At 52.2% G+C, this 22,815-nt stretch carries 19 protein-coding genes and 1 tRNA gene; 10 read left to right on the plus strand and 10 right to left on the minus strand.

Annotated features, from left to right (window positions below; all coding sequences use genetic code 11):
• The first annotated feature begins 598 nt into the window (after positions 1–598).
• The 3 genes from BLX24_RS21130 (at position 599) to BLX24_RS21140 (ending at position 5,350) form a co-directional block, all read left to right on the plus strand.
• Positions 599–1,831 carry a metallophosphoesterase family protein gene (locus BLX24_RS21130; protein WP_071505200.1) on the plus strand — a complete coding sequence of 411 codons (1,233 nt, stop codon included), beginning with the start codon at positions 599–601 and terminating at the stop codon, positions 1,829–1,831.
• Positions 1,828–4,911: an SbcC/MukB-like Walker B domain-containing protein gene (locus BLX24_RS21135; RefSeq protein ID WP_071505201.1), complete on the plus strand. Its 3,084-nt coding sequence runs from the start codon at positions 1,828–1,830 to the stop codon at positions 4,909–4,911. The genes BLX24_RS21130 and BLX24_RS21135 overlap by 4 nt, the downstream gene beginning before the upstream one ends.
• Before the next feature lie 166 nt (positions 4,912–5,077).
• Complete coding sequence (locus BLX24_RS21140; protein ID WP_071505202.1) at positions 5,078–5,350, plus strand: acyl carrier protein; 273 nt, start codon at positions 5,078–5,080, stop codon at positions 5,348–5,350.
• An 81-nt stretch (positions 5,351–5,431) separates the two neighbouring features.
• On the opposite strand, the gene BLX24_RS21145 is transcribed toward BLX24_RS21140, so the two are convergent.
• The 3 genes from BLX24_RS21145 to BLX24_RS21155 form a co-directional block, all read right to left on the minus strand.
• Positions 5,432–6,250, minus strand: a complete 819-nt coding sequence (locus BLX24_RS21145) for an enoyl-ACP reductase FabI (protein WP_071505203.1) — start codon at positions 6,248–6,250, stop codon at positions 5,432–5,434.
• A 121-nt stretch (positions 6,251–6,371) separates the two neighbouring features.
• Positions 6,372–7,409 carry an alpha/beta hydrolase gene (locus tag BLX24_RS21150; RefSeq protein ID WP_071505204.1) on the minus strand — a complete coding sequence of 346 codons (1,038 nt, stop codon included), beginning with the start codon at positions 7,407–7,409 and terminating at the stop codon, positions 6,372–6,374.
• 4 nt (positions 7,410–7,413) lie between these two features.
• Positions 7,414–8,793, minus strand: coding sequence for a methyltransferase RsmF C-terminal domain-like protein (locus BLX24_RS21155; protein ID WP_071505205.1), 1,380 nt, complete (start codon positions 8,791–8,793; stop codon positions 7,414–7,416).
• A gap of 94 nt (positions 8,794–8,887) precedes the next feature.
• On the opposite strand from BLX24_RS21155, the gene BLX24_RS21160 reads away from it, so the two are divergent.
• Positions 8,888–9,409 carry a KdsC family phosphatase gene (locus tag BLX24_RS21160; RefSeq protein WP_071505206.1) on the plus strand — a complete coding sequence of 174 codons (522 nt, stop codon included), beginning with the start codon at positions 8,888–8,890 and terminating at the stop codon, positions 9,407–9,409.
• A 99-nt stretch (positions 9,410–9,508) separates the two neighbouring features.
• On the opposite strand, the gene folK is transcribed toward BLX24_RS21160, so the two are convergent.
• The 5 genes from folK to BLX24_RS21185 all read right to left on the minus strand — a co-directional run bounded on the left by folK (position 9,509) and on the right by BLX24_RS21185 (position 14,942).
• The gene (gene folK, locus BLX24_RS21165; protein WP_071505207.1) at positions 9,509–10,000 is read right to left on the minus strand and encodes a 2-amino-4-hydroxy-6-hydroxymethyldihydropteridine diphosphokinase; all 492 of its coding nucleotides are present in this window, start codon (positions 9,998–10,000) and stop codon (positions 9,509–9,511) included.
• Between the two features lie 28 nt (positions 10,001–10,028).
• Entirely contained in the window at positions 10,029–10,790 is a 762-nt protein-coding gene (locus BLX24_RS21170) for a TspO/MBR family protein (protein WP_071505208.1), read from the minus strand.
• Between the two features lie 96 nt (positions 10,791–10,886).
• Positions 10,887–12,875 (minus strand): CHU_0125 family OmpA-like outer membrane integrity protein, encoded by a 1,989-nt coding sequence (locus tag BLX24_RS21175; RefSeq protein WP_177225887.1) that lies wholly within the window; start codon positions 12,873–12,875, stop codon positions 10,887–10,889.
• A 126-nt stretch (positions 12,876–13,001) separates the two neighbouring features.
• Positions 13,002–13,562, minus strand: coding sequence for an LOG family protein (locus BLX24_RS21180; protein ID WP_071505209.1), 561 nt, complete (start codon positions 13,560–13,562; stop codon positions 13,002–13,004).
• Between the two features lie 24 nt (positions 13,563–13,586).
• Entirely contained in the window at positions 13,587–14,942 is a 1,356-nt protein-coding gene (locus BLX24_RS21185; protein ID WP_071505210.1) for a UDP-N-acetylmuramate--L-alanine ligase, read from the minus strand.
• Positions 14,943–15,040: 98 nt separating this feature from the next.
• On the opposite strand from BLX24_RS21185, the gene BLX24_RS21190 reads away from it, so the two are divergent.
• The 6 genes from BLX24_RS21190 to BLX24_RS21215 all read left to right on the plus strand — a co-directional run bounded on the left by BLX24_RS21190 (position 15,041) and on the right by BLX24_RS21215 (position 21,641).
• Positions 15,041–15,898: a dienelactone hydrolase family protein gene (locus BLX24_RS21190; RefSeq protein WP_071505211.1), complete on the plus strand. Its 858-nt coding sequence runs from the start codon at positions 15,041–15,043 to the stop codon at positions 15,896–15,898.
• Between the two features lie 131 nt (positions 15,899–16,029).
• A complete protein-coding gene (locus BLX24_RS21195; RefSeq protein ID WP_071505292.1) occupies positions 16,030–16,713 on the plus strand; it encodes a response regulator in 684 nt (227 codons plus the stop codon).
• Positions 16,714–16,716: 3 nt separating this feature from the next.
• Entirely contained in the window at positions 16,717–18,084 is a 1,368-nt protein-coding gene (locus tag BLX24_RS21200; protein WP_071505212.1) for a sensor histidine kinase, read from the plus strand.
• Positions 18,085–18,197: 113 nt separating this feature from the next.
• Positions 18,198–18,506 (plus strand): hypothetical protein, encoded by a 309-nt coding sequence (locus tag BLX24_RS21205; protein ID WP_071505213.1) that lies wholly within the window; start codon positions 18,198–18,200, stop codon positions 18,504–18,506.
• A 54-nt stretch (positions 18,507–18,560) separates the two neighbouring features.
• The gene (locus tag BLX24_RS21210) at positions 18,561–20,183 is read left to right on the plus strand and encodes a SulP family inorganic anion transporter (protein WP_083422098.1); all 1,623 of its coding nucleotides are present in this window, start codon (positions 18,561–18,563) and stop codon (positions 20,181–20,183) included.
• 246 nt (positions 20,184–20,429) lie between these two features.
• The gene (locus BLX24_RS21215; RefSeq protein ID WP_071505214.1) at positions 20,430–21,641 is read left to right on the plus strand and encodes a DUF6371 domain-containing protein; all 1,212 of its coding nucleotides are present in this window, start codon (positions 20,430–20,432) and stop codon (positions 21,639–21,641) included.
• A 1-nt stretch (position 21,642) separates the two neighbouring features.
• Here the strand turns inward: BLX24_RS21215 and tnpA are convergent, their stop codons facing one another.
• Both tnpA and BLX24_RS21225 read right to left on the minus strand, forming a co-directional pair.
• Positions 21,643–22,104, minus strand: coding sequence for an IS200/IS605 family transposase (gene tnpA, locus BLX24_RS21220; protein WP_071505215.1), 462 nt, complete (start codon positions 22,102–22,104; stop codon positions 21,643–21,645).
• A gap of 587 nt (positions 22,105–22,691) precedes the next feature.
• A tRNA-Gly gene (locus BLX24_RS21225) sits at positions 22,692–22,764 on the minus strand.
• Between the last annotated feature and the right edge of the window lie 51 nt (positions 22,765–22,815).

Consider the following 22,815-nt stretch of genomic DNA (forward strand, 5'->3'; position numbering starts at 1 on the left):
GGGAGTGCAAAATTAGTGTTTTTCAAATTTGTTGTCAAGTGTTTTTCAAAATATTTTTTTTTAATCTTTATTCCGAAATTCAGCTTGTCAAACGCCGTATCAGGAGGACTCTTTCGTGTCGGCTGCTTTCCCTCATTTGGGAGTGCAAAATTAGTATTTTTCAAATTTCGTGTCAAGCGTTTTTCAAAATATTTTTTTTAACCTTNGCTTGTCAGTTTGTGGCTTCTATTTCTGCTTTCGCTTTGTTTTTCAGCCGTTTCCCTCATTTGGGACTGCAAAGGTAGGGCATTTTTCACCCTCTTGTCAAGCCTTTACTTAAAAAAACTTCAAAATAGTTTACTCATATCAACTTAACTGGCTGGTTTTTCGAAACTTATATCGTTAAAAAAAATACGTTTTTTTTGCCCGTCATTATGCTTCTTCCAGAATCAAAAAAATTGTATTTTTCCGGTATATAGCCGGCTTAGATCTACAGGATATTTGGCCATTTTAGTTATTATATGGCATATCTCCCGTCAAATAAGGGTATACCGGACAATATGACGGCAATCATGCAGCTATAGCAGAATATTATCTTATATGATTTAGTACCTTTTTTATGAAAATACTGCACACCGCTGACTGGCATCTCGGCAAAAAGCTCTTTGATAAATCCCGGGCACAGGAACAAAAAGATGTATTGGAAGAGATCATTTCCATTGCAACTAATGAAAATGTTGACCTGATTCTGGTTGCCGGAGATCTGTTCGACACCTTTACGCCTTCAGCAGAAGCAGAAGACTTGCTGTATAGTACGCTGAAAACGCTGTCAGACGGAGGACGACGCCCTGTTATTGCTATTGCCGGTAATCACGACAATCCTGACCGCATCGAGGCACAGGACCATTTTGCCCGTGAGTGCGGCATTGTCTTCACCGGCTATCCGACGACCATTGTCAATCCGTTTCAGCTAAGCTGTAATGCGCGGGTGATCCGGACAGCACCCGGATTCGTAGAACTCCGGTTGCCCGATCATGCGGCTCCGGTACGCATTCTACTGACACCTTATGCCAATGAAACCCGGATGCGGCGCTTTTTAGGCATCGATCAGGCCGATGATGAATTACGGCAACACCTCCATACGCACTGGCAGCAGCTGGCCGACCAGTATATGGATGAGGAAGGGGTTAACTTATTAGTCGCTCACCTGTTTTTCATGAAGCGGGATGGCGAACAGCCTGAGGAGCCCGAGGAAGAACGTAGTATTCTACAGGTGGGCGGGGCGTCTATGATCTTCACTGACCTGATTCCGGCACAGGTACAATATGCGGCGCTCGGACACCTTCACCGGTATCAGTCGCTGGACGGCGGGCCGTGTCCTGTTATATATAGTAGTAGCCCGCTGGCCTATAGCTTTGCCGAGGCCGATCAGCAGAAATACGTTGTCCTGATCGATGCAGTCCCCGGACAGCCGGTTTCGTATCAGCCGGTCCCCCTCACTAAAGGACGCCGCTTATTACGGAAGCGGTTTACGCAACTGACCGACGCCATTGAATGGCTGACCGCTAATCCGGATTGCTTTCCGGAAGTGACATTGCAAACCGAAACCTATCTGACCAGTGAAGAACGCCAGCAGCTGGCCCGCTCTCATGACCGGCTGGTAGCTATTATTCCGGATATTCGTCCTGAAGCCGGTGAGCCGACTGCGGAGTCGGCCGGTTCTCAGATTGACCTCACCCAATCGATGACAGATTTGTTTACCGGGTATTTTAAAACCCAAAAAAAGAATCAGGTCCCCAACGAGCGTTTACTGGACCTGTTTAAAGAAGTACTAAACACAACTATTGAATGATTCCGGTTCGATTGGCCGTTCAGGGTTTATATTCTTATCAGGAACGGCAGGAAGTAGATTTTCAGAAGTTAACCAATACCAGTTTATTCGGCATTTTCGGACAGGTCGGCAGTGGTAAGACCTCGTTGCTGGAAGCCATCAGCTTTGTGCTGTATGGCGAAACCGAGCGGCTTAATGGCCGGGACAATCGTCAGTATAATATGATGAACCTCAAATCGGGCCACATGGTCATTGATTTTGAGTTCCGGGCTGGTGCCGGCCATGAGCTGTATAAGTACGTTTACGAAGCAAAGCGGAATGCGAAAAAGCATCAGGAAATAAAGGCCGGCGAACGGCGTGTATTCCAATGGCAGGAGACCGGCTGGGTTCCCGTATCCATTGAACGGGAAGACATCGGTCAGTTTACTCAACAGTTGATTGGCCTCGACTATGATAATTTTAAGCGCACCATTATCATTCCCCAGAACCAGTTCCGCGAATTTCTGGAACTGAGCCCTAAGGAACGCACCGACATGATGAGCCGGTTGTTCCAGCTTAATAAGTTTGATTTGTCGGCGCAGGTAGCCAGTCTGGAGAAAAAGAACAATACCGAACTGGATTTCGTCAAAGGGCAGCTTGATGGCCTGGGACAGGCCTCGCCGGAGGCGATCGATGACGCGTGGAAGCAGATTCAGCAGGTAATTAGCGACATTCAGGCACTTGATCAGCAAATCGGCGTCCAAAAAAAGCAGGAAGAGCAGCTGATCGGTCTTAAAAAACGGCATGATGAGCTGGCAAAAGCACAGCAGGAGTTAACCGCCCTCGCCGGTCAGCAAGCCCGCTATGATGAGTTACAGCGCCGGGTCCGGCAATATGAGCAGTGTCTGGTACTGTTTAAGCCGTTGCTGTCGCAGATTAACGAACAGACAAATAAGCAGAATAGTACGAACCGGTCCATTCAGGCGATACAGCACGAACTGTCGATTGCCCGGCAGACCCTAACCACACTACAGCAGGATTACGACAAGGCCAAAATCGCCTATGAACAACGGGAGGTCATTCGGGAACAACTGGACGAACTGGATACGGTCATTTTAATTCAAAATAACCGGAATGCCATTTCCAGACACGAAAAAGACCTGGCGCGCGCTAAAAGAGACGTGGAGACGATCACACGTGAGATCGAACAACAAACCGGGCAGCAGACAGCGTTACAGAAAAAAGTCAGCGCGTTCAGTCAGGACGAGTCGAGAATTGACCAGCTGAACGAAATCCGGTTGTGGTTTACGGGATATCGGCCATTGAAGGAAAAAATTGACGGGTTCGACCGCAAGATTGCGGAAAACGAAAAAGCACAGGAACAGATTAAGCAACGGAAAGACGAAGCACTTCAGGGCTTCCCTGCCGAATGGGCCGATCTACAGCTGAAAGTTCTGCCGGACACCATTGAAGAAGCCTTCTCCCGTCTCAAAAGTCAGCGCGACGAGCGTAAGCGGCTGCTGGATGATTTACTGCTGAAACAACACCTCCAGCGCTACGCAAATGCCCTGACCGACGGTAAACCCTGCCCGCTCTGTGGCTCGGAGCACCACCCGGCCGTTCATCAGGATAGTACCATTGATGATGAGGTGACCAAAGCGCAGGGCATGCTGGTGCGCTGGGAAAACCGTCTTGATCAAACAATGAACCTGAAAGCGGCCATTACCGGGCTTTTGGGCGAAATCAAAACGGTGTTCGGACAAACCAGGCAGCTGATCAACGAAAAAGCGGAGGCCGTAATGGCGAAAAACGAACACGAGCGGCTATTCGTCTGGCAGGAGTTTACCACCGATCAGGAACAGGAGGTTAAGCAGGCGCTGTTCCGGGAGCAGGAAAAGCAGAAGCAACTGGGCGAAGCACGGAAACAGCTGGATGCGCTTAATGAGCAGTTGGCGAAAGCCGAGAAAGACCGTTTTTCGCTCTTAACAAAACAAACTGAGACGGTAACCCTCATTGCCAGCCTGCGTGAAACCATTCAGGAAAAGCTCAACACACTCCGGCATTTTCAGGAAAATCAGATTGCCCCCCTGGACATTACGGAAATCAGTGATCTGAAAGACAAGTTAAGCACGAAATACACGCGGGCTAAAGAGCAGTTTGACGATATTACACAAAACCTGGACAAGGCCCGGCAGCAGAATGCCCGGCTGGACGGACAACTGGAGGAGCTTACCAAACAGCTACAGACGCTGCAAACCGAACTGGCCAAAACGACACGGGAGCTGGAACAAACCCTGGCCGGCCATGCCTACGACCGGCCGGCAGTTGAGCAGATTCTGCGGGCCGACCTGAACGTAGCCCATGAAAAGAAAAACCTGGACAGCTTTTATGCCGAACTGGAAGCCTGCCGCCGGACCGTTGAGAAACTGAGTGACGAACTCGCCGGTCAGCCGTTTGATGCAGCCCTTCTGCAGGCAGTAACTGCCAGACTCCGGCAGATGCAGCAGGATAGCAACGCCCTTCATCAGTCATTAGGAACAAAACAGAACGCCCACAAGGAGCTGGTACAGCAGTGGGAACTGAAACAGGATATCCAGAAGCAGTTTGATGCACTGACCATCCGGCAGAAAGATCTGAAAGAGCTGGAAGGTCTGTTCCGTGGGCAAGGCTTTGTTAAATACGTATCGACGGTTTACCTGAATGAACTCTGCCAGACGGCCAATGAGCGGTTTATGCGTTTGACGAAGAATCAGCTCCGGCTTGAGTATGACGATAATAACTTTGTTATCCGCGATTTTCTGAATGGTGGCAAAACCCGTCTGGCCAAGACCTTATCAGGGGGGCAGATGTTTCAGGCGGCCTTGTCGCTGGCACTGGCCCTGTCAGACAACATCCAGCACCTGACCCAGTCAAAGCAAAACCTCTTTTTTCTGGACGAAGGGTTCGGCAGTCTGGATAAAAACTCACTGGAAACCGTGTTTGACACCTTAAAATCGCTGCGGCGCGAAAACCGGATTGTTGGTATCATCTCACACGTTGAAGAATTACAGCAGGAAATTGATACCTATATCCGGACGGTGCATTCGGAGCATGGCAGCGTGATTAAATGCAGCTGGGATTAATTTTCAACTGCCCGAGCGGTGGGACGTTCACCCACATATATGACCGTTCCACCTTATTCCCGGGACGCTTCATCCGAAATTAGTTTCGATTTACTTGCTTATGCAACATTTTTGAGCGGAAAAGCGTATACCAGAATATGTGTATTTCATATTGCAGCCAACTACCATGAACACACGAACTATCGGGCAACAGACAGCCCCTATCGCTGAAATTGAACGCATACTTACTCGTAAATTATTTGTCCGTCCGGGCACATTCCGGCCTGACTATGATTTATTCCGGCATTTACATTTGTTCCGTACCGACTTTTTAGAGTTACTCAATTATGTAGAAGACCGGTTCCGTATCGAGCTACATGAGGAAGAGGTGAATCAGGTTCGCACAGCACGTCAATTGAGTGATCTTGTTTTACAGCATCTGGAGGTAGAACACGCTTAATTTTACAGACATCAAACCAAAAAAGGCGGGGCATTCCGGATTACCGGACGCCCCGCCTTTTTTGGTATCAATCAGACAGGATTACTGCTGGTTCTGCATCATCTGCATTACTTCTTCTGACACACCGGTCATGGCAAAACCACCATCGTGGAACAGGTTCTGCATCGTTACCATCCGTGTAAAGTCAGAGAACAGCGACACCACGTAGTTTGCACAATCTTCGGCCGATGCATTGCCTAGCGGCGCCATACTGTCGGCAAAACCATAGAACTTATCGAACCCGCCGATGCCCGAACCCGCCGTTGTAACGGTTGGTGACTGCGACACGGTGTTGACGCGTACTTTCCGGTATTTACCATAGTGGTAGCCAAAGCTGCGGGCGATTGATTCCAGCATGGCTTTCGCTTCAGCCATATCGGTATAGAACGGGAATGTCCGCTGGGCTGCCATGTAGGTCAGTGCCACAACAGAGCCCCACTCGCTGATAGCATCCATTTTATAGGCTGTCTGCAGCATTTTGTGGAAAGACAGCGCAGAGATGTCCACACTTTGCTTGAACCAGTCATAGTTCAGGTCGGTGTAGGCACGGCCTTTCCGGATATTCGGGCTCATACCGATTGAGTGCAGGACAAAGTCAACTTTACCGCCCAAAACTTCCTGCGACTTCGTAAAGAGGTTCGTCAGGTCGTCGGTAGACGTGGCATCCGCCGGGATAATTTCCGCTTCGCACTGCTCAGCCAGTTGTTTGATCGCGCCCATCCGCATGGCGATCGGGGCATTCGTCAGTGTGAAGGTAGCTCCTTCTTCTTTTGCCTTCAGGGCAACCTTCCAGGCAATTGATTTTTCGTCGAGGGCACCAGAGATGATACCGCGTTTTCCTTTGAGTAATCCGTAAGCCATTTGTTTAATGTATAATGGAAAATGAATAATGAATAATGAAGGGCTTTCTACTCCACCATGTGGTCTTTATTGTCCATTGTACATTATTCATTGTACATTGATGAAATCGCGTCAAAGGTAATTACTTTTTTCGGGCTAATGCGAATTTCGTGGCGGATGGTGCAACCGGTTGCAGATGTAGCACCTCTTCCAAAAACTGTTTGGTCGACTGATAGACAGCACTCAGCGATTTAGATGTAAAGTGCGAAGCGATCACGTGGGCACCGGCATCGGGGAATGCCTGTCTGCGTTTCAATCCGGCGGGTGTACCCAGCGCCTCGTACATCTCCTGCATGGCTGCCACCGACACCACCTTATCCTGGTGTTCTTCGTCCTTGTAATAATACCCCATGAACAGCGGCTGCTTCACCATGGCAAACGTTTCCGGGGTCATGTACGTGTCCAGCATGGTTTGCAGCGTCAGGAATCCGTTGATGTGGTATTGTGTCAGCCAGTACTGCGCCCGGTCGGGTGTATATTTTGTAACGACCACATGATTGCCCAGCAATACGGTCTGCCCGATCTGCTTACCCCAGGGCCCTGTTACGAGCTTTAAGGCCGGAACCGCCACGGCAATACAGGGTGAGTAGAGTACAATGCCCGCCAGATCGGGGTGTTTTGCCGCCAGACAAAGCGTCAGCATCCCTCCCGCCGACGTTCCGATCACAATTACCTTATCGCCCAGGGCCCGCCCGATGGCCAGCGCCTCCTCGGCCGACGCCAGGTACCGGGCCGGTGTCATGTGCTCCATGGCATCCGGCGATTTCAGACCATGCTCATAGGTTCGTCCCAGATAGAGATTACACCCGAAGGTTTTGGCCAGCTGTTTATGCACCGGATCCCCCTCGGCCCAGCTCGCCGCAAACCCCGGAATATATACCATACTGTAGGGGGTTCTGACTTTCCGGTTGCTATCCGCCCAGACGATCCGGGCCTGATTGTCGGGCTTCAGATCCGCTTTGGCCTCCGAGGCAGCAATCTGCCGGTCGAGCTTAGCCAGATCGGTTTCGACCGGAGCAGTCCGGATCTGCTCATCCGGAAATGTAAACCTCGGTCCTGCCATATATCCTATTCCTAGAATGGCCATCAGGATACCGGCCCGTTTGAAAAAGCGTTTCATAGCATTAACTGTATTCCTTGATATCCATCCGGATACGCCAGTCTTTAGGCAGATAGTTGTTCACCCGATTGCCGATGCCCTTGAGCCAGCCCAGATTCAGGCCTTCGTAGCGGGCTACGATCCAGCCCCGCACCGATTCATCCAGCACCAGATTTTCTTTTTTAAAGTAATGCAGTGCTTCTTCGCGGCTCAGATCAACCCCGGCCACATCTGCCCGGATGGCTGTACTGAGCGCCAGCGAATGCGAAGGGATAAAATCATTGCCTTTGAACAGGCCCATGTCAAGGCCGAAGCCTTTGTTGTGCAGGGCAGCATCCAGCAGAATCAGATCTTTTTCAAGCGCCTTTGGTATCGCCATCACATCCTGATTCGGTTTTTGCCAGTATGAAAACGCCTGTTCGTCTGTCAGGAAGCTCTTTACCTGCCCGGTTTCCCGGGGCCGGAGCGGTTTCAGGTTTTTAAAACCGCGCGGAGGTTGTTTGCTGGTCTGATAATCCGCCGCTTTTTTGCGGAATACACTGATAAAGAACCCCTCTCCCTTTACCCGATGCGGATAACACTGGTAGCCGACAGCCTTCCCGACCGTTTTTTCCACAATCTGCCAGGCAGCAGGCAACGACAGCGGGATGCATTCGAAACCATGCTCCGTCAGCCATTGCAGGTTTTCGGTGTTTTCGGAATCATTATAGGTACAGGTACTGTAAATCAGCACACCTCCTTCATCGATCAGTGGCGCGGCGGCGGTCAGAATGCGCTTCTGGCGACCGGCGCATAACTGCACGCTATCCGGCGACCATTCCCGCATGGCTTCCGGATCTTTGCGGAACAGCCCCTCGCCCGAACACGGGGCATCGACCATTACCAGGTCAAAGAACCCGGTCAGGGCTTTAAAATCTTCAGGATCATGATTGGCCACGACCACATTCGGATAACCCCATTTTTCAATATTTTCCCGCAGCACCGGCACCCGTGTCCGGATCACCTCATTACAAACCAGCAACGAATCGGGATGCAGTGTTGAGGCCATGAGTGTACTTTTCCCGCCGGGGGCCGCACACAGGTCAAGCGCACGGATGGGATAATTGGTTTTTACGGTTTGCCGCATGGCCTCCGCCAGGAGCATCGACGACGCTTCCTGCACATAATAGGCGCCCGCCTGAAAAGCCGGATCGAGCGTAAATACAGGCCGTTCGGGCAAATAAATACCCTCCGTACACCAGGGAACCGTTGCCAGCCCCTCGGTCTTAAACGCTGGTTTGCGTGGATTGATCCGAATACTGACAGGTGTTGGTTCACGCAGAGCAGCCACAAAGGCAGGGAATTCGTCACCCAATTGCGCTTGCATAGCTGCCTCAAACGCAGCAGGAAGATTCGACACGTTCATACCACAAAGGTACTCTTTTGTAAAACGGTTTGGTAATCTGTTTCTTTGCACACAAAGCAATCAATCTGAATCGGAGCACATGCCTCAAGAACCAATGAATCAATTAACGGAGCGTTTCAGCCGCATTAAAACCTTCATTTTCGACGTCGATGGTGTATTGACGGATGGCAGTGTAAACTGTCTGGCTTCCGGCGAAATGTATCGTACGTTTAATATTAAGGATGGCTACGGCATTGAGCAGGCCATTAAGGCCGGGTTCAAAGTCGCCATCATTTCGGCCGGCAATCAGGAAGGGGTTCGCAAGCGGCTCGAATTCCTGAAGATCAAGGACATTTTTATGGGCGGGCCAACCGATCAGAAGATCAATGCATACCTCGGCCTGATGACGCGTGACAGCCTGGTAGAAGACGAAATTCTGTACATGGGCGACGACCTGCCCGATTATCAGATTCTGGCGCGTCCGGCCTTACTGAGCGCCTGCCCCGCCGATGCCGTCGAGGAAATTCAGTCTGTCTGCGACTACATTTCGCCGAAAGGGGGTGGTCAGGGTGCGGTCAGGGACGTTATTGAGCAGGTGATGAAAGCCCAGGGCAACTGGGCGGCGTGGCTGAAGTAAAGAGCGAAAGAGCGGGCCGCTTTGGCGGCCAAAGAATGAAGGAGCGACGGTGGCCTTTGGCTGAATACCTCACCTAAAGGTGGCTATCACTGTCCCTCATCAGGAAATATCCATTACCCTGACCACCTCACCGGTGTCGCTACAGGTGTCGAGCAGGATTTGGTTTGTCTGATGCAGGAGCGGGTGAACAACGTCCGGGGCTACCTCGGCCAACGGTACCAACGTAAACCGGCGGACATGCAGGTATGGATGCGGCAACGTAAGCCGGTCGCTCTGGCAGATCAGCTGATCGTAGTAAAGCAGGTCAATATCAATCAGCCGGGCACCCCATTTCTCGTGGCGCACCCGGCCCAGCTCCTGCTCAATGGCCTGTGTTTTGGTCAGTACCACCTCCGGTGCATCCGTCGTTTCAACCAAAAGAACCTGATTCAGAAACGCAGGTTGATCGGTCAGCCCCCAGGCGGCCGTTTCGTAGAACGCCGATGCGCGGGTTACGTTTCCAACCCGGTCACCGAGCAGGGTACGGGCTTTTTGCAGGGTATTAACCCGGTCGCCCAGATTCGCGCCGAGCAGAATAAACACAGTATGCATGCACAAAGGTAATACGACAACCGTTCGGCTACGTGTAAGCGGGGGTTTTCCGGGAGAACAATCCCACCACGGCCATCACAAACGCACTGGCAGCGCCAAGGCCGGCAATTACCTGAATCGACAGCGTCTGTTGCTCAACGGCAATGGCGATATAAGCCCAGACAAATACCAGGATATACGCCACATCGCGGTAACGGTTAAAGAGGTAAGCCCCGATTAAGATTCCTATAACCAGTATGCTAAGCGCCCATCCGGCTTCGGGCAGGCTTGCCAGACTAAAATCCGTGGCCTTCAGCAGCACCGTCACGTTTAGAATCGTCGCTACCGTCAGCCAGCCGAAATAGATTGAAAACGGCACACGGGCCAGCCAGGTCTCGGTGGCATTGACGGGGCGCGTACGAATCTGCAAGGCTTCAATAACCTTCCAGAGGCTGAGCAGCATGGCCAGAATAACCAGCACCGAAACACTGATCCATTCCTGATTGAAGATCGGGCTCCAGATCGCATTCAGAAACCCGTTTATAATGACCCAGTGCCCGGCAGCCCGGAAACGGGGGTTGTGTCGTTGAGCCGGAAGCGCCTGATACACGGCAAAACCGATCAGGCCCAGAAAAATAATTCCCCAGATCGAAAACGCGTAGCCGGCCGGGGTAATCAGTGTGTGATACTTGTTGGAGACATCGCCGTTGGTTTGTCCGCCAAAAGCACCGGTATTCGACAGGTAGTTCATGACGAGCAGCGTAACCACGCTCACTACCACTAAAATCTGACGTAGTTTATCGTTCAACATAACAAAAGCCACTAATTGATTTTTACTCAACTAATGGCTTTCGGTTATGTTCGGGCAATTTCCCGTGTTTCTATCGTAGAGACAAGGCATGCCTTGTCAATATTCCAGAATTTTGAATTCGGTCCGGCGGTTGCGCTGGTGCTCCTCTTCGGTTTTCGCATTTTTCACAATCAGCTCGGTTTCGCCGTACCCTTTTGCCGTAATCCGCTCAGCCTCGACGCCCTTTGACACGATGTAATCCACTGCCGACTTAGCCCGGTTCTCTGAAAGTTTCATGTTATATGCATCGCTCGAACGCACATCGGTATGAGACCCTAATTCAATTTTGAGTGTCGGGTTATCTTTCATGATCGTTACCAGCTTATCAAGTTCAATAGCTGCGTCAGGACGAATATTGTATTTGTTTAAGTCATAGTATATGTTATCCAGAACAAACGTTTTGTTCAGTTCCAGCCGGTCCAGCAGCAGGTCGACCGTAAACGTAGTATCGGTTTCGGCTTTTTTCAGGAAGATCTCCGGAATCCGGCGGCCCTGCATCGTAAACGGCTCCCGTTTGGCCAGGTATCCGCGACGCTCGGCCAGAATCGAATAGTCTTTACCTTCCTGCAATGGATATTTACCAAATGTACCAGGTTTGCCGGTAGTACCTTCGGCAATGGCTTCACCGGTTGATTCGTCAAAAATGCGGACCCGTACAGAATCCAGCAACACCGGTGCTTCTTCTTTGGCGGAAACGGTTCCGGCCAGGAAGTAGTGAACAATTTTCGGCGCCCCCGCCGGCGGCGTATTTTTCGCGATCGTGGTTGAATCTTCCTGTACGGAGGTATCGTTGATAAAGTAGATATCATCATCACCCTTACCACCGGTCCGGTTTGACGCAAAATACCCCTGACCGTCGTCGAAGAACATCAGGCCAAAGTCGTCGGCCGGCGAGTTAATTGGCTGGCCCAGATTTTCGACGCGGATAACACCCTGCGATCGGGTAGCAACAAAAATATCCAGCTTGCCAAGGCCCGGATGACCGTCTGAGGCAAAATACAGTTTCCCGTCGCTTGCCACGTACGGAAACATTTCGTCGCCCGGCGTATTGATGTCGCGGCCCATATTCACCGGACGGCTGAAGCGGCCCGATGCATCAATGTTGGTCCGGTAGATGTCAATCCCACCGGCACCACCGGCGCGGTTCGACGCGAAGTAGAGCGTCCGGCCATCGGCAGAAAACGCCGGTGAGCCGTCCCAGGCGGTAGAGTCACTGATGGGCAGACGAATCGGCGCCCCCCATGCCCCGTTAGCATCCTGACGGCTAACGAACAGATCGACATCAAGGCCACCTTTTTTCTTACCGTTGTTGCCCCGGGCAAACACCATTACCTTACCATCTTTCGAAAACGTCGGTGTTCCTTCGTTTACATCGCTCTGAAAAACCGTGTTGCTGAATACCTGCGCATTGTTGCCGGTTTCATCCGGATTCTGACCCAGTTTAATTTTATACAGACCCAGCATTGGCTGGCCGTTGTTCTTGTAAATCTGGTCTTTGCGTGAAGCCGTGAAAATCAGTTCTCCGTTGCGCGCCATTGGCGAGAATTCGGCACCGGCCGTGTTCAGACCACCCATATTTTTGATTTCATAGGGCGTCTTCTTCGAGGCGATGATGTCGATGGCTTTCAGTGTTTCTATTTCCCGGCGGGCCTTATCGGCAAAGATTTTACCCGACGGCTTGCCATCTACATACTGCTGCAACTGCTGCAAAGCTTCCGGATAGCGTCCCTGTGCCTTCAGGGCATATGCATAATGAAAACGCACATCGGGTTCAATGGTGCCTGCGTCAATGGCCTTCTGGTAAAAAGGGGCTGACTCTGCAAAACGGTTCGACAACCGGTACGACTCACCCAGGTAATAGTTTACCCGCTTTGGGTCGAGGTCGCCCTTGTTCGCCTTTTCGAATTGCGTCAGCGCCAGGTTATATTCACCGGCATCGTAGTAATGCACACCCTTTTTGTAAGCCTGCATGGCCGAATTGCAGCCAGCCAGGCCAGCTGCCACGCCTACTGCCAACAACCAGGTATAGGAAGTACTGATTTTCATGTCGTTTGAAGAAGGAATCAACCGATTTTGCCCAAGATACATAAAACCGGGCTGGCTTGGTTTATGTTGTCTTACATTTAACGATTGAAACCAAAAATTAGTCTGAGTGACTACTGCGAATACGTTTTATACTGCCGGCTCGTCTTCATCCGACCCGATCATCTTCTCCAGCGCCTCCGTAACCGAGGTCGCCACGATGAGTAATTCGCGGTTTTCGGCCTTCAGAAACCCATCGTCTACCATACGGTCAAGCTGTTTCAGCATCAGATCGTAATAGCCGTTGATGTTGATTACCGCCACCGGCCCATCATATAGTTTCAGCTGCCGCCACGCCAGAATCTCAAACAGTTCGTCGAGAGTACCATATCCGCCCGGCAGGGCAATCACTCCGCGGGCCAGCTGCACCATCTTAAATTTCCGTTCGTGCATGGTCTCCACAAAATGCAGCTCAGTCAGGGTCTGGTGAGCCACTTCCAGTTCGGCCAGGAAATTCGGGATTACACCCGTGACTTCGCCGCCGCTCAGAATAACGGTATCGGCAACGGTACCCATGAGGCCGAAACCGCCTCCGCCATAAATCAGCCGGATTTTACGGGCAGCCAGCTCACGGCCCAGCTCAGCCGCCACTTCTTTGTATATCGGATTTGTACCGGGGCTGGATCCGCAGTACACAACAATGCTTTGCATGGTTAACAGCTAAATGTCAAATGGTTAAATCAATGTATTCAGATCAAGACCGCCAAAGGTGCCCGACGACATCAGCAGCAGCACATCGGCCTGCGGCAATTGCTGTAACAGCCAGGTTTGCAGATCGGCTGTTTCGGTAAACACCTGCAGGTCGGCGCGGCCGAAAGCGGCTTTTACATCGTCCGGCGTAATCGGCTCCAGCCGCTTGACAGCCAGCGTATGGGCATTGTAGTACACGACTGCCACATCCGCAGCATCCAGCCGGTTTTTATACTGGCTGAGGAAGTTTTTGTTCAGACTGCTGAAGGTATGCAGTTCCACACAGGCCAGGATTTTCTTGTCGGGGAATTGCTCACGAACGGCTTCTGTGGTGGCTTCTACCTTTGACGGAGCATGGGCAAAATCACGAAAAACCGTTTTGCTGCCTTGCGTCGTGACCCGCTCCAGCCGGCGGGATGCGCCCTTAAACGACTGAATCGCTTCGTAGAACATATCTTCGGTAATGCCCAGCCGGTCGCAGACAGTCATAGCTCCTGACAGGTTTTTCATGTTGTGCTCGCCGAAAATCAGGAGCGGCAACCGCGTATTCTGTTTGGTCAGCAGGAACGTCTGTCCGTCTTTAATTTCGTACGGATGTGCTTTATACGGCAACCGGTGTACGTCTTCGCGCTCTTTCTGGCCGATTACATCGAGCATATCGTCGGTCTGGTCGAACACCAGAATACCGCCTTTCGGCATAGCATCAGCCAGCAGCTCAAACTGATCCACATACACTTCGTAGGTCGGGTAGATGTTGACATGGTCCCAGGCAATCCCGCTGATGAGGGCAATATGGGGCTGGTAGTGCAGAAATTTCGGACGCGAATCCACCGGCGACGACGCATATTCATCGCCTTCGATCACGATCACCGGCGCGCGCTGCGTCAGCTTCACCATGTTGTCGAAGCCTTCGAGCTGAGCCCCTACCAGGTAATCGAACTCCCGCTTGTGGTACTTCAGCACGTGCAGGATCATCGACGTAATCGTCGTTTTGCCATGGCTGCCGGCAATCACCACCCGCTGTTTGTTTTCGCTGTGGCGGTAGATGTATTCCGGATACGAATACATCGGGATACCCAGTGCCTGTGCGCGGGCCAGTTCCGGATTGTCTTTGCGGGCGTGCATACCCACAATTACGGCATCCAGCCGGTCGCTTATTTTTTCGGGAAACCATCCTTCCGTTTCCGGCAACAAACCATGTTGTGCCAGGCGGGTGCGCGACGGCTCATAAATTTCATCATCAGATCCGGTAATGGTATGACCTTGTTGATGGAGCGCAATGGCCAGGTTGTGCATCGCACTGCCACCAATCGATATGAAGTGTATAGCCTGTGGCTTCATTCGTGTATATTAAGTATAAAAAACAGACTTGTGTAGTAAAAAACGCAGACAAAGTTAGAAGTTCTTATTTACTTATCTTTGTTGAAAACCTTTACCTTATGGATCAGCGCATTATTAACCTCTTCGATGAGTACACCCACAAGCCGCTCAAGCGGGAAGACTTCCTGAAACGGCTGGCAAACCTGACCGGTGGCATGGCGGCGGCACTGGCCGTATTGCCAATGCTCGAAATCAATTACGCCAAAGCCGAAACCGTTCCGACCGACGATGACCGGATCAAAACCGAGCGCATCGAGTACCCGGGCGACGGTACTACGATGAAAGGCTATGTGGCCCGCCCCACCGCTGTCGGCAAGTACCCTGCCGTTGTTGTGATTCATGAAAACCGGGGGCTCAACCCCCATATCGAAGACGTAACCCGCCGGCTGGCCCTGTCCGGTTTTCTGGCCATGGCCCCCGATGCCCTCTCGGTGTTCGGCGGTACGCCAACCGACGAAGCGCAGGTCCGTGAGAACTTCGGGAAGCTTGATGCCGCCAAAAACCTGACTAACTTCAAAAATGCAGTGGCCTATCTCAAAGGACGGCCCGACAGCACCGGCAAAGTCGGTTGTGTCGGCTTTTGCTGGGGCGGCGCCATGGCCAACCAACTGGCAGTCAACGTGCCCGACCTGAAAGCAGCCGTTGCGTTTTATGGCCGGCAGCCGGAAGTCGCGCAGGTGCCGAACATTAAAGCAGCCGTACAACTCCACTACGGTGGCCTCGACGAACGGATCAATGCCGGCATTCCGGCCTACGAAGAAGCCCTGAAGCAGGCAAAGGTTCCGTATGAACTGTACGTATACGACAACGTTAACCATGCTTTCCATAACGATACGGCCCCGACCCGCTACAACGAAGCGGCGGCGAAACTAGCCTGGGACCGTACACTGACATTCTTCAGAAAATGGCTGGCCTGATGGCCGTCTGCCGTTTAGGTGCTTTCTTTACAGTATTAATGTAAAGCCTTTCTGATCGGACAGGTATAATGGCTCCGGCCCGCCGCAAGCCGGATACCGGGCGGTTATACCTGTTCTACTACGACGATTGTATGCGTGTACTGATTGTTGAAGATGAAAAAGACGTCGCCTCGTTCATAAAAAGCGGTCTGGAGGATTACGGTATTCAGGCTGATACAGCGCCCGATGCCCTTATCGGGCAGAAAATGATGGCCGAAACGGCTTATTCAACGGTCATTCTGGACGTGAACCTGCCGATGATGAACGGTTACGAATTCTGCCGGATCATCCGCGACCGGTACGACGAGGTGTCGGTATTGATGCTGACCGCTCTCGACAGCACCGAACACAAGCTGGCCGGCTTCGACGTGGGGGCCGATGATTACCTGGTCAAACCGTTTGAGTTCAGGGAGCTGATGGCGCGCCTGCGCGCCCTTAACCGGCGCCGCATGACGATTCCGGCCGATTCGGTCACCTTGAAGATGGCCGACCTTGAATTCAACCAGAAAAGCAAGGAAGTCCGGCGAAACGGCCAGAAAATAAGCCTGACCGCCCGCGAACTGGCTTTGCTCGAATTTTTCATGAAAAATACTGACAAAGCCCTGACCCGTGTCGAGATTGCCGAAAATGTGTGGGATATTAACTTTGATACCGGCACCAACGTGGTTGATGTATATGTGAATTACCTCCGGAAAAAGATAGATAAGCACTTTACGCCGAAGCTGATTCATACCATTCCCGGCATTGGCTACATCATGAAAGAAGCAGAAGAATAACCTATGAATATCCGCGCCCGCCTTTCGATCAACTTTTTGCTTGTTGTCGCTGCCAACCTGATTATTTTCTCGCTGGTTATTTACGTTACCTCGTCGTATTACCGGCGCAGTGATTTCTACAAGCGGCTGGCCGAAAAAGCGGTTGCCACTACCCGGCTGTTTGAACTGAGTAAGGTCAACGAACCGCTGCTGCGTGTGATTGACCGGTATAACCTGACGGCGCTCCCCGAAGAGCAGATTACGGTTTATGACCAGAACAACCGCGTTGTCTACGCCAGCGACGACCGCCCCGATGAGATCGATGAAAGCAAGGAGCTCCTCAGCCAGATCCGGCGCGAGAAAGAAGTCTGGCTGCAGCACAACGACCGGCAGGTAATCGGCCTGTATTACACCTTCGATCAGCAAAAACTGGTAATTGTGGCCTCGGCCTATGACGAATTCGGCCTGGCCGAACTTTACCAGCTCCGTGCCATTATCATTGTCGGGCTCTTTATCAGCCTCACCCTCGTGGGCCTGACGGGCTGGTTTTATGCCGGCCGTACCCTGCGGCCGATTACCGATGTGATCCGGCAGGTCGACACCATTACTGCCTCCAAACTCAACAAGCGGGTAAAAGCCAGTTACGACGGTGACGAAATTGACCAGCTTGCCCATACCTTCAACCGGATGCTCGACCGGCTTCAGGCTGCCTTTGACCTGCAGCGAAGCTTTGTGGCCAATGCCTCTCATGAGCTGCGGACACCGCTCACGGTCATTACCGGTCAGATCGAGACGACCCTCATTAAACCCCGTACCGTTGACGAACACGAAGCCAAATGGCGGGCGGTGCTGGAAACCATTCACCAGCTCAACAAACTGGCGAACGGACTGCTGCAGCTGGCCCAGGTAAGCGTCGATAAAGCCGACAAAATCGACCGTGAAATACCGGTTGATGAGGTTATTTACAGCGCCATGAAGCTACTGACCACCCGCCACCCCGACTATCAGGTCACGTTTACCATTCAGACAGATACCGATGAGCCTGACTTCCGCGTTACCGGCGACGAATCGCTGCTGACCACCGCCTTTCTGAACCTGATGGAAAACGCCTGCAAGTTTTCGGCCAACCAGAAGGTGGAGGTGGAGCTGGGTGCTGATGACCGGTGGGTACTGATCCGGTTTAAAGATCGCGGAGTAGGCATTGATAAATCAGATTTGCCGCATATTTTTGAGCCGTTTTTCCGCGCCGAAACAATCCGGCATATCAAAGGCCATGGCATCGGCCTGCCGCTTACGCTCCGCATTGCCCAGATGCACAACGGCCAGCTCGCCGTTTTTTCTGAAATTAACAAGGGGACCGTCATCACCTTTAAGCTTCCCAAACTTCTCTAATCGAATTCTAATCGGATTCTAACCGAACTCTCATGAGCTTCTAACGAACCTTTAACCAGGCCCGTCATCATAGCGTGTATTTTTGCCGGTAGAAGATTGGACGATATACATGTATGAACAGCACAATAAGCAATGACTATAAACCATCCGGCGCGCTGGTGAATTGGGTCTCTGTCTGGGGCTTGATTGCGGCTATCGTCGGCTTTAATCTCTATACCGAATACCGGCAGGATGTCAGGACAAGGCGGACTTACCGCGCACAGATTGAGGCACAGAACCGCGCCATCGACTCGTTGCAGGCCGCCCGCGCCCGTCTGAATCAACGGCTCATGGAAACCAAATCGGCCCTGAACCAATGTCAGACGTCACGTACCAGCCCGGCAACGGACAATCAGTCAACTATGTTACCTACGGGGTATTAACGCAGCACGACCAGGCAAGAGAGCGCGCTTTACATCACCCTTAACAAGTTACGAATGAATCGGCTACAACAAAATCAAGGGCTTACGCAGCAATACCTTCAGGGCGATATCCGGGGAGGCGTTATTTCCTTTCTGGTAGCCGTACCGCTCTGTCTGGGCATCGCTCTGGCTTCCGGCGCTCCCCTTTTCTCGGGGATTCTGGCGGGAATCGTGGGAGGGCTGGTAGTCGGTGCTTTCAGCCGGTCATCGCTCAGCATCTCGGGACCCGAAGCAGGGTTGATCGTGGTGGTATTGGGCGCTCTCGAAACGCTCGGCTCGTTCCCGGCCGTTTTGCTGGCGACCAGTCTGGCTGGCGTTATGCAGATCGGTTTCGGATTTGCCCGTGTCGGTATCATCAGCAACTTTTTCCCGTCGACGGTGATCAAGGGCATGCTGGCTGGCATTGGTATCATCCTGATTATGAAGCAGATTCCGCACCTCGTCGGCTACGACGCCGATGCAGCCGAAGAATATATTCTGCTCCCCAACCAGGGTATCGACATTGTTGATCAGTTTATACTGGCGTTCGGCCAATTCAACCTTGCCGCCATACTCATTGCGGCCGTATCGCTGAGTCTGTTCTGGCTGTTTGATAAACCGGCCATCAAAGAGCATCGGCTACTGAAGAGCGTGCCGACGGCTTTAGTGGTGGTTATTATGGGGATTCTTATCAATGAGATCCTGAAGACCTTTTTTCCGGATATGGCCCTGCGCGGCAACCATCTGGTACAGCTGCCGGTACCCGGCAGTTCGGAGGAATACCTGAAGCTGCTGACCTTTCCGGACTTTTCGCAGCTGACGAATCCGATGGTTTATACCGCTGCCCTGTCGATTGCCATGGTTGCCAGTCTGGAAGCGCTGCTGGCTATTGAAGCGACCGACAATCTGGACCCGCTGAAACGCAAGACGCCGACCGACCACGAGCTGAAAGCTCAGGGAATCGGAAACATAATCAGCGGACTTGTCGGCGGACTGCCGCTGACTTCGGTTATTGTCCGCAGTACCGTCAGCCTGAACGCCGGTGCCCGTACAAAAATAGCAGCCCTGGTTCACGGTTCACTGCTGCTGGTCTGCGTGCTGGCCATTCCGACAACACTGAACCTGATTCCATGGGCCTCACTGGCATCTATTTTACTGATTACCGGCTACCGGCTGGCCAGCCTGACGATTTTCCGGCAGTTATTTGAACAAGGCCTGTCGAAGTTTTTGCCCTTTGCCACAACGGTCGCCGCTATTCTGCTGACCGACCTGCTGACAGGGATTGCCATTGGAATGGCCGTCGGGATTTTCTTTATCCTGCGCGACAACTACCGCAAAGGCCACCAGATCGACACGACACAAACCGACGGGAAACCGCATATCCGCATCCGGTTAGGCGAACACGTTTCCTTTTTAAATAAAGCCGGCATTGCGGATATGCTCCGCAACGTACCCGACAATGCCATTGTAGAAATTGACAGTTCACGATCAACCTACATCGACAACGATGTGCTGGAGCTGATCAGGAATTTCAAGGCGACGGCGCAGGCGCGCAACATTCACCTGATTTTCTTCAAAGCTCCGGCCAACCGGTCGGCCCTGCCGTCGGCCTTCCCGTTTTCGAGCGTAAGCCATGAGCTGACTCAGAGAGTGTTTTAGGTAACGATTAATAGAGTGGTTAGAATAGCCAGTGGTGTAGGACCGCTGGCTATTTTTGTTTTTTATCTGTTTACAAACATCAATTCAATCGACTAATAATCAATCTTTTAAATAAAAAATATAGTTAAAGGGCAACGTTTTTACTTACCGTTTTCAGGTCGTTGGCGGGTCTGTCAATTTCGCGTTGCTACAAACTATTTTCAGGCGATCCCTGTATTATTGCAAAGCCCTTACGAGCTCTGCGTTATGCCTGCGAATACGTACCGTTACCAGCTCCCCAAAAAAGCAATTAAGTCTGACTGCCCGAACTGCGGCCCGAAACACCGGCGTACGCTCAGCCGCTACATAGACACGACTACCGGCGAGCCGCTGCCCGACCAATACGGCCGCTGCGACCGCGAGAGCAACTGCGGGTATCACCTCAGTCCCTACCAGAAAGGCCCGTCGGGGAAGTCGTATGCCGAGGAAGTATGGGCCCGTAATTCGGTGGGGCCTATCCCGAAAGAGTGGTTTACCATTGCAGGGCGGCAGAAATACCGCGGCATCAGCCGGCAAACTATCCTGGCAGACCTGATTCAGATGGAAGGCGCTACGCTGGAGCAGGCCGAACGCGTCGTTGCCTACCTTTTTGACCAGCCGGCGGCATCTTCCCGCCCGCCGTTACCGGCCGCTCCTGCGGGCAAGCTGTGTACCATTCCGCGGGAGGTATTAAAGCAGTCATTGGGTCATTACGACCGCAACCAGTTTGCCATGCTGCTGCGGAATCATTTCGGCACGGAAGTGGCCGATGACCTGCTGAAGCGGTTCAACATCGGTACCTCGGGGCGCTGGCCGGGTGCGTGTGTGTTTTGGTACATCGACGAACGGCAACGGGTACGGGGTGGTCAGATCAAGCTGTTCGATGAGACGTTTCATACCGTGAAGTATATTTTCAGGGACGGCGAAAAACGGAGCGCCACAACGTGGGTACATTCGGCCTATGCCCGCCGCTGCGACCAGCAGAACCTGCCCTACCCTGAGTGGCTGGCCGAGTATCTGGATGAGCAGAACGATGTGCAGAAATCGCCCTGCCTGTTCGGGTTACCGCAGTTACAGGATGCCCCGTCGGATAAGCCCGTCGCCATTGTAGAAGCGCCTAAAACGGCCGTAGTCAGCACGCCCTATTTCCCTGATTTTATCTGGATGGCGGTGGGGGCCCTGTCGTACCTCAACGCCGACCGGCTGGCTCCCGTCCGTAACCGCCGCATTGAGTTGTTTCCTGATCTGTCTAAAGACGGCAGTGCCTTTGAGCGCTGGAACCGGGTGGCCAATGAGCTCATAGGCCTCGGTTTCCGCATCACGGTCTCGACCTATCTGGAAGAAAACGCCACCCAGCCCGAAAAAGACGCCGGCCTCGACCTCGCCGACTTCCTGCTCGATCAGGGGTTGGGGGCCTATTATGAAGGGGAGTTCTGGTAGGTTAGTCAGGGATTTTAAACAGATACCGCTGATCATAGTTAATGCCGGCACGGTCTAAAAAATGCTGATATTCTTCGGTAAATGGCCGGTCGCGGTGGTGTTCTTCCTGGCGTTCGATGTATCGGATAACGGCAGGCAACTGGCTTTTGCTGTACGAAAAGGCACCGTATCCTTCCTGCCATGCAAACCGGCCGGCCGTTAACCGCTCCGTATTAATCCATTTTGAGGAACTCTGCTTTGTTTTTTGCATCAGTTCAGCAATACTTTGGTCCGGCCGCATGCCAACAAGCAGATGGATATGGTCGGGCATACCGTTAATAGCGATCATCGTATGGCCATGATGCTGAATAATACCAGTTATGTAGGTGTACAACCGGTATTTCCACGACGGATCAATAACTGCCGCCCGGAATTTCACGGCAAACACAAATTGAACATGCAATTGGGTGTATGTATTGGCCATAGCAGAAAAGGTTATGCCCCTGAGACGTTCTTATACTGTGTTTGTAACATAACTCCGGTAGATAACCCTGTAATGTGTTGCGTACCTGACGGCACGCATGGATCCGGGACGATGGCCGTTCACGACGTTATCGCCCTGCCCTGCTACCGACGCTACGCTGTTACGGCCCTACGGGCCTGTTTTGCCCGGCAATTCAAATTGCCGGAATCCCATGCGTTATCCATTGTCCCGTAGGGACACAACAGCGCAGCATCGGTAGCCGGTAGCAGGTCGGCAACATCACCCATCCATTGTCCCGTAGGGACACAACAGCGCAGCATCGGTAGCCGGTAGCAGGTCGGCAATATCACCCATCCATTGTCCCGTAGGGACACAACAGCGCAGCGTCGGTAGCCGGTAGCACATCGGCAATATCCCCAATATCCATTGTCCCGTCAGGGACACAACAGCGCAGCGTCGGTAGCCGGTAGCACATCGGCAATATCCCCAACATCCATTGTCCCGTCAGGGACACAACAGCGCAGCGTCGGTAGCAGTCTAAAACAAACAAAGACGCCTGTTGGCGTCTTTGTCATAAAAACCGTAAGAGCGGGAAATGGGTCTCGAACCCACGGCCTGCAGCTTGGGAAGCTGCCGCTCTACCAACTGAGCTACTCCCGCTAATGGAGATGGCAAATGTGCAATGCATCCCCCAAAAAGTCAAGTATTCGC

Source organism: Arsenicibacter rosenii (genome assembly GCF_001870735.1).
In the GTDB taxonomy this organism is placed as follows: Bacteria; Bacteroidota; Bacteroidia; order Cytophagales; family Spirosomataceae; genus Arsenicibacter; species Arsenicibacter rosenii.

Coding starts and splice junctions, on each gene's coding strand:
- BLX24_RS21130 (WP_071505200.1), top strand. CDS start 599: ATGAAAATACTGCACACCGCTGACTGGCATCTCGGCAAAAAGCTCTTT.
- BLX24_RS21135 (WP_071505201.1), top strand. CDS start 1,828: ATGATTCCGGTTCGATTGGCCGTTCAGGGTTTATATTCTTATCAGGAA.
- BLX24_RS21140 (WP_071505202.1), top strand. CDS start 5,078: ATGAACACACGAACTATCGGGCAACAGACAGCCCCTATCGCTGAAATT.
- BLX24_RS21145 (WP_071505203.1), bottom strand. CDS start 6,250: ATGGCTTACGGATTACTCAAAGGAAAACGCGGTATCATCTCTGGTGCC.
- BLX24_RS21150 (WP_071505204.1), bottom strand. CDS start 7,409: ATGAAACGCTTTTTCAAACGGGCCGGTATCCTGATGGCCATTCTAGGA.
- BLX24_RS21155 (WP_071505205.1), bottom strand. CDS start 8,793: ATGAACGTGTCGAATCTTCCTGCTGCGTTTGAGGCAGCTATGCAAGCG.
- BLX24_RS21160 (WP_071505206.1), top strand. CDS start 8,888: ATGAATCAATTAACGGAGCGTTTCAGCCGCATTAAAACCTTCATTTTC.
- folK (WP_071505207.1), bottom strand. CDS start 10,000: ATGCATACTGTGTTTATTCTGCTCGGCGCGAATCTGGGCGACCGGGTT.
- BLX24_RS21170 (WP_071505208.1), bottom strand. CDS start 10,790: ATGTTGAACGATAAACTACGTCAGATTTTAGTGGTAGTGAGCGTGGTT.
- BLX24_RS21175 (WP_177225887.1), bottom strand. CDS start 12,875: ATGAAAATCAGTACTTCCTATACCTGGTTGTTGGCAGTAGGCGTGGCA.
- BLX24_RS21180 (WP_071505209.1), bottom strand. CDS start 13,562: ATGCAAAGCATTGTTGTGTACTGCGGATCCAGCCCCGGTACAAATCCG.
- BLX24_RS21185 (WP_071505210.1), bottom strand. CDS start 14,942: ATGAAGCCACAGGCTATACACTTCATATCGATTGGTGGCAGTGCGATG.
- BLX24_RS21190 (WP_071505211.1), top strand. CDS start 15,041: ATGGATCAGCGCATTATTAACCTCTTCGATGAGTACACCCACAAGCCG.
- BLX24_RS21195 (WP_071505292.1), top strand. CDS start 16,030: ATGCGTGTACTGATTGTTGAAGATGAAAAAGACGTCGCCTCGTTCATA.
- BLX24_RS21200 (WP_071505212.1), top strand. CDS start 16,717: ATGAATATCCGCGCCCGCCTTTCGATCAACTTTTTGCTTGTTGTCGCT.
- BLX24_RS21205 (WP_071505213.1), top strand. CDS start 18,198: ATGAACAGCACAATAAGCAATGACTATAAACCATCCGGCGCGCTGGTG.
- BLX24_RS21210 (WP_083422098.1), top strand. CDS start 18,561: ATGAATCGGCTACAACAAAATCAAGGGCTTACGCAGCAATACCTTCAG.
- BLX24_RS21215 (WP_071505214.1), top strand. CDS start 20,430: ATGCCTGCGAATACGTACCGTTACCAGCTCCCCAAAAAAGCAATTAAG.
- tnpA (WP_071505215.1), bottom strand. CDS start 22,104: ATGGCCAATACATACACCCAATTGCATGTTCAATTTGTGTTTGCCGTG.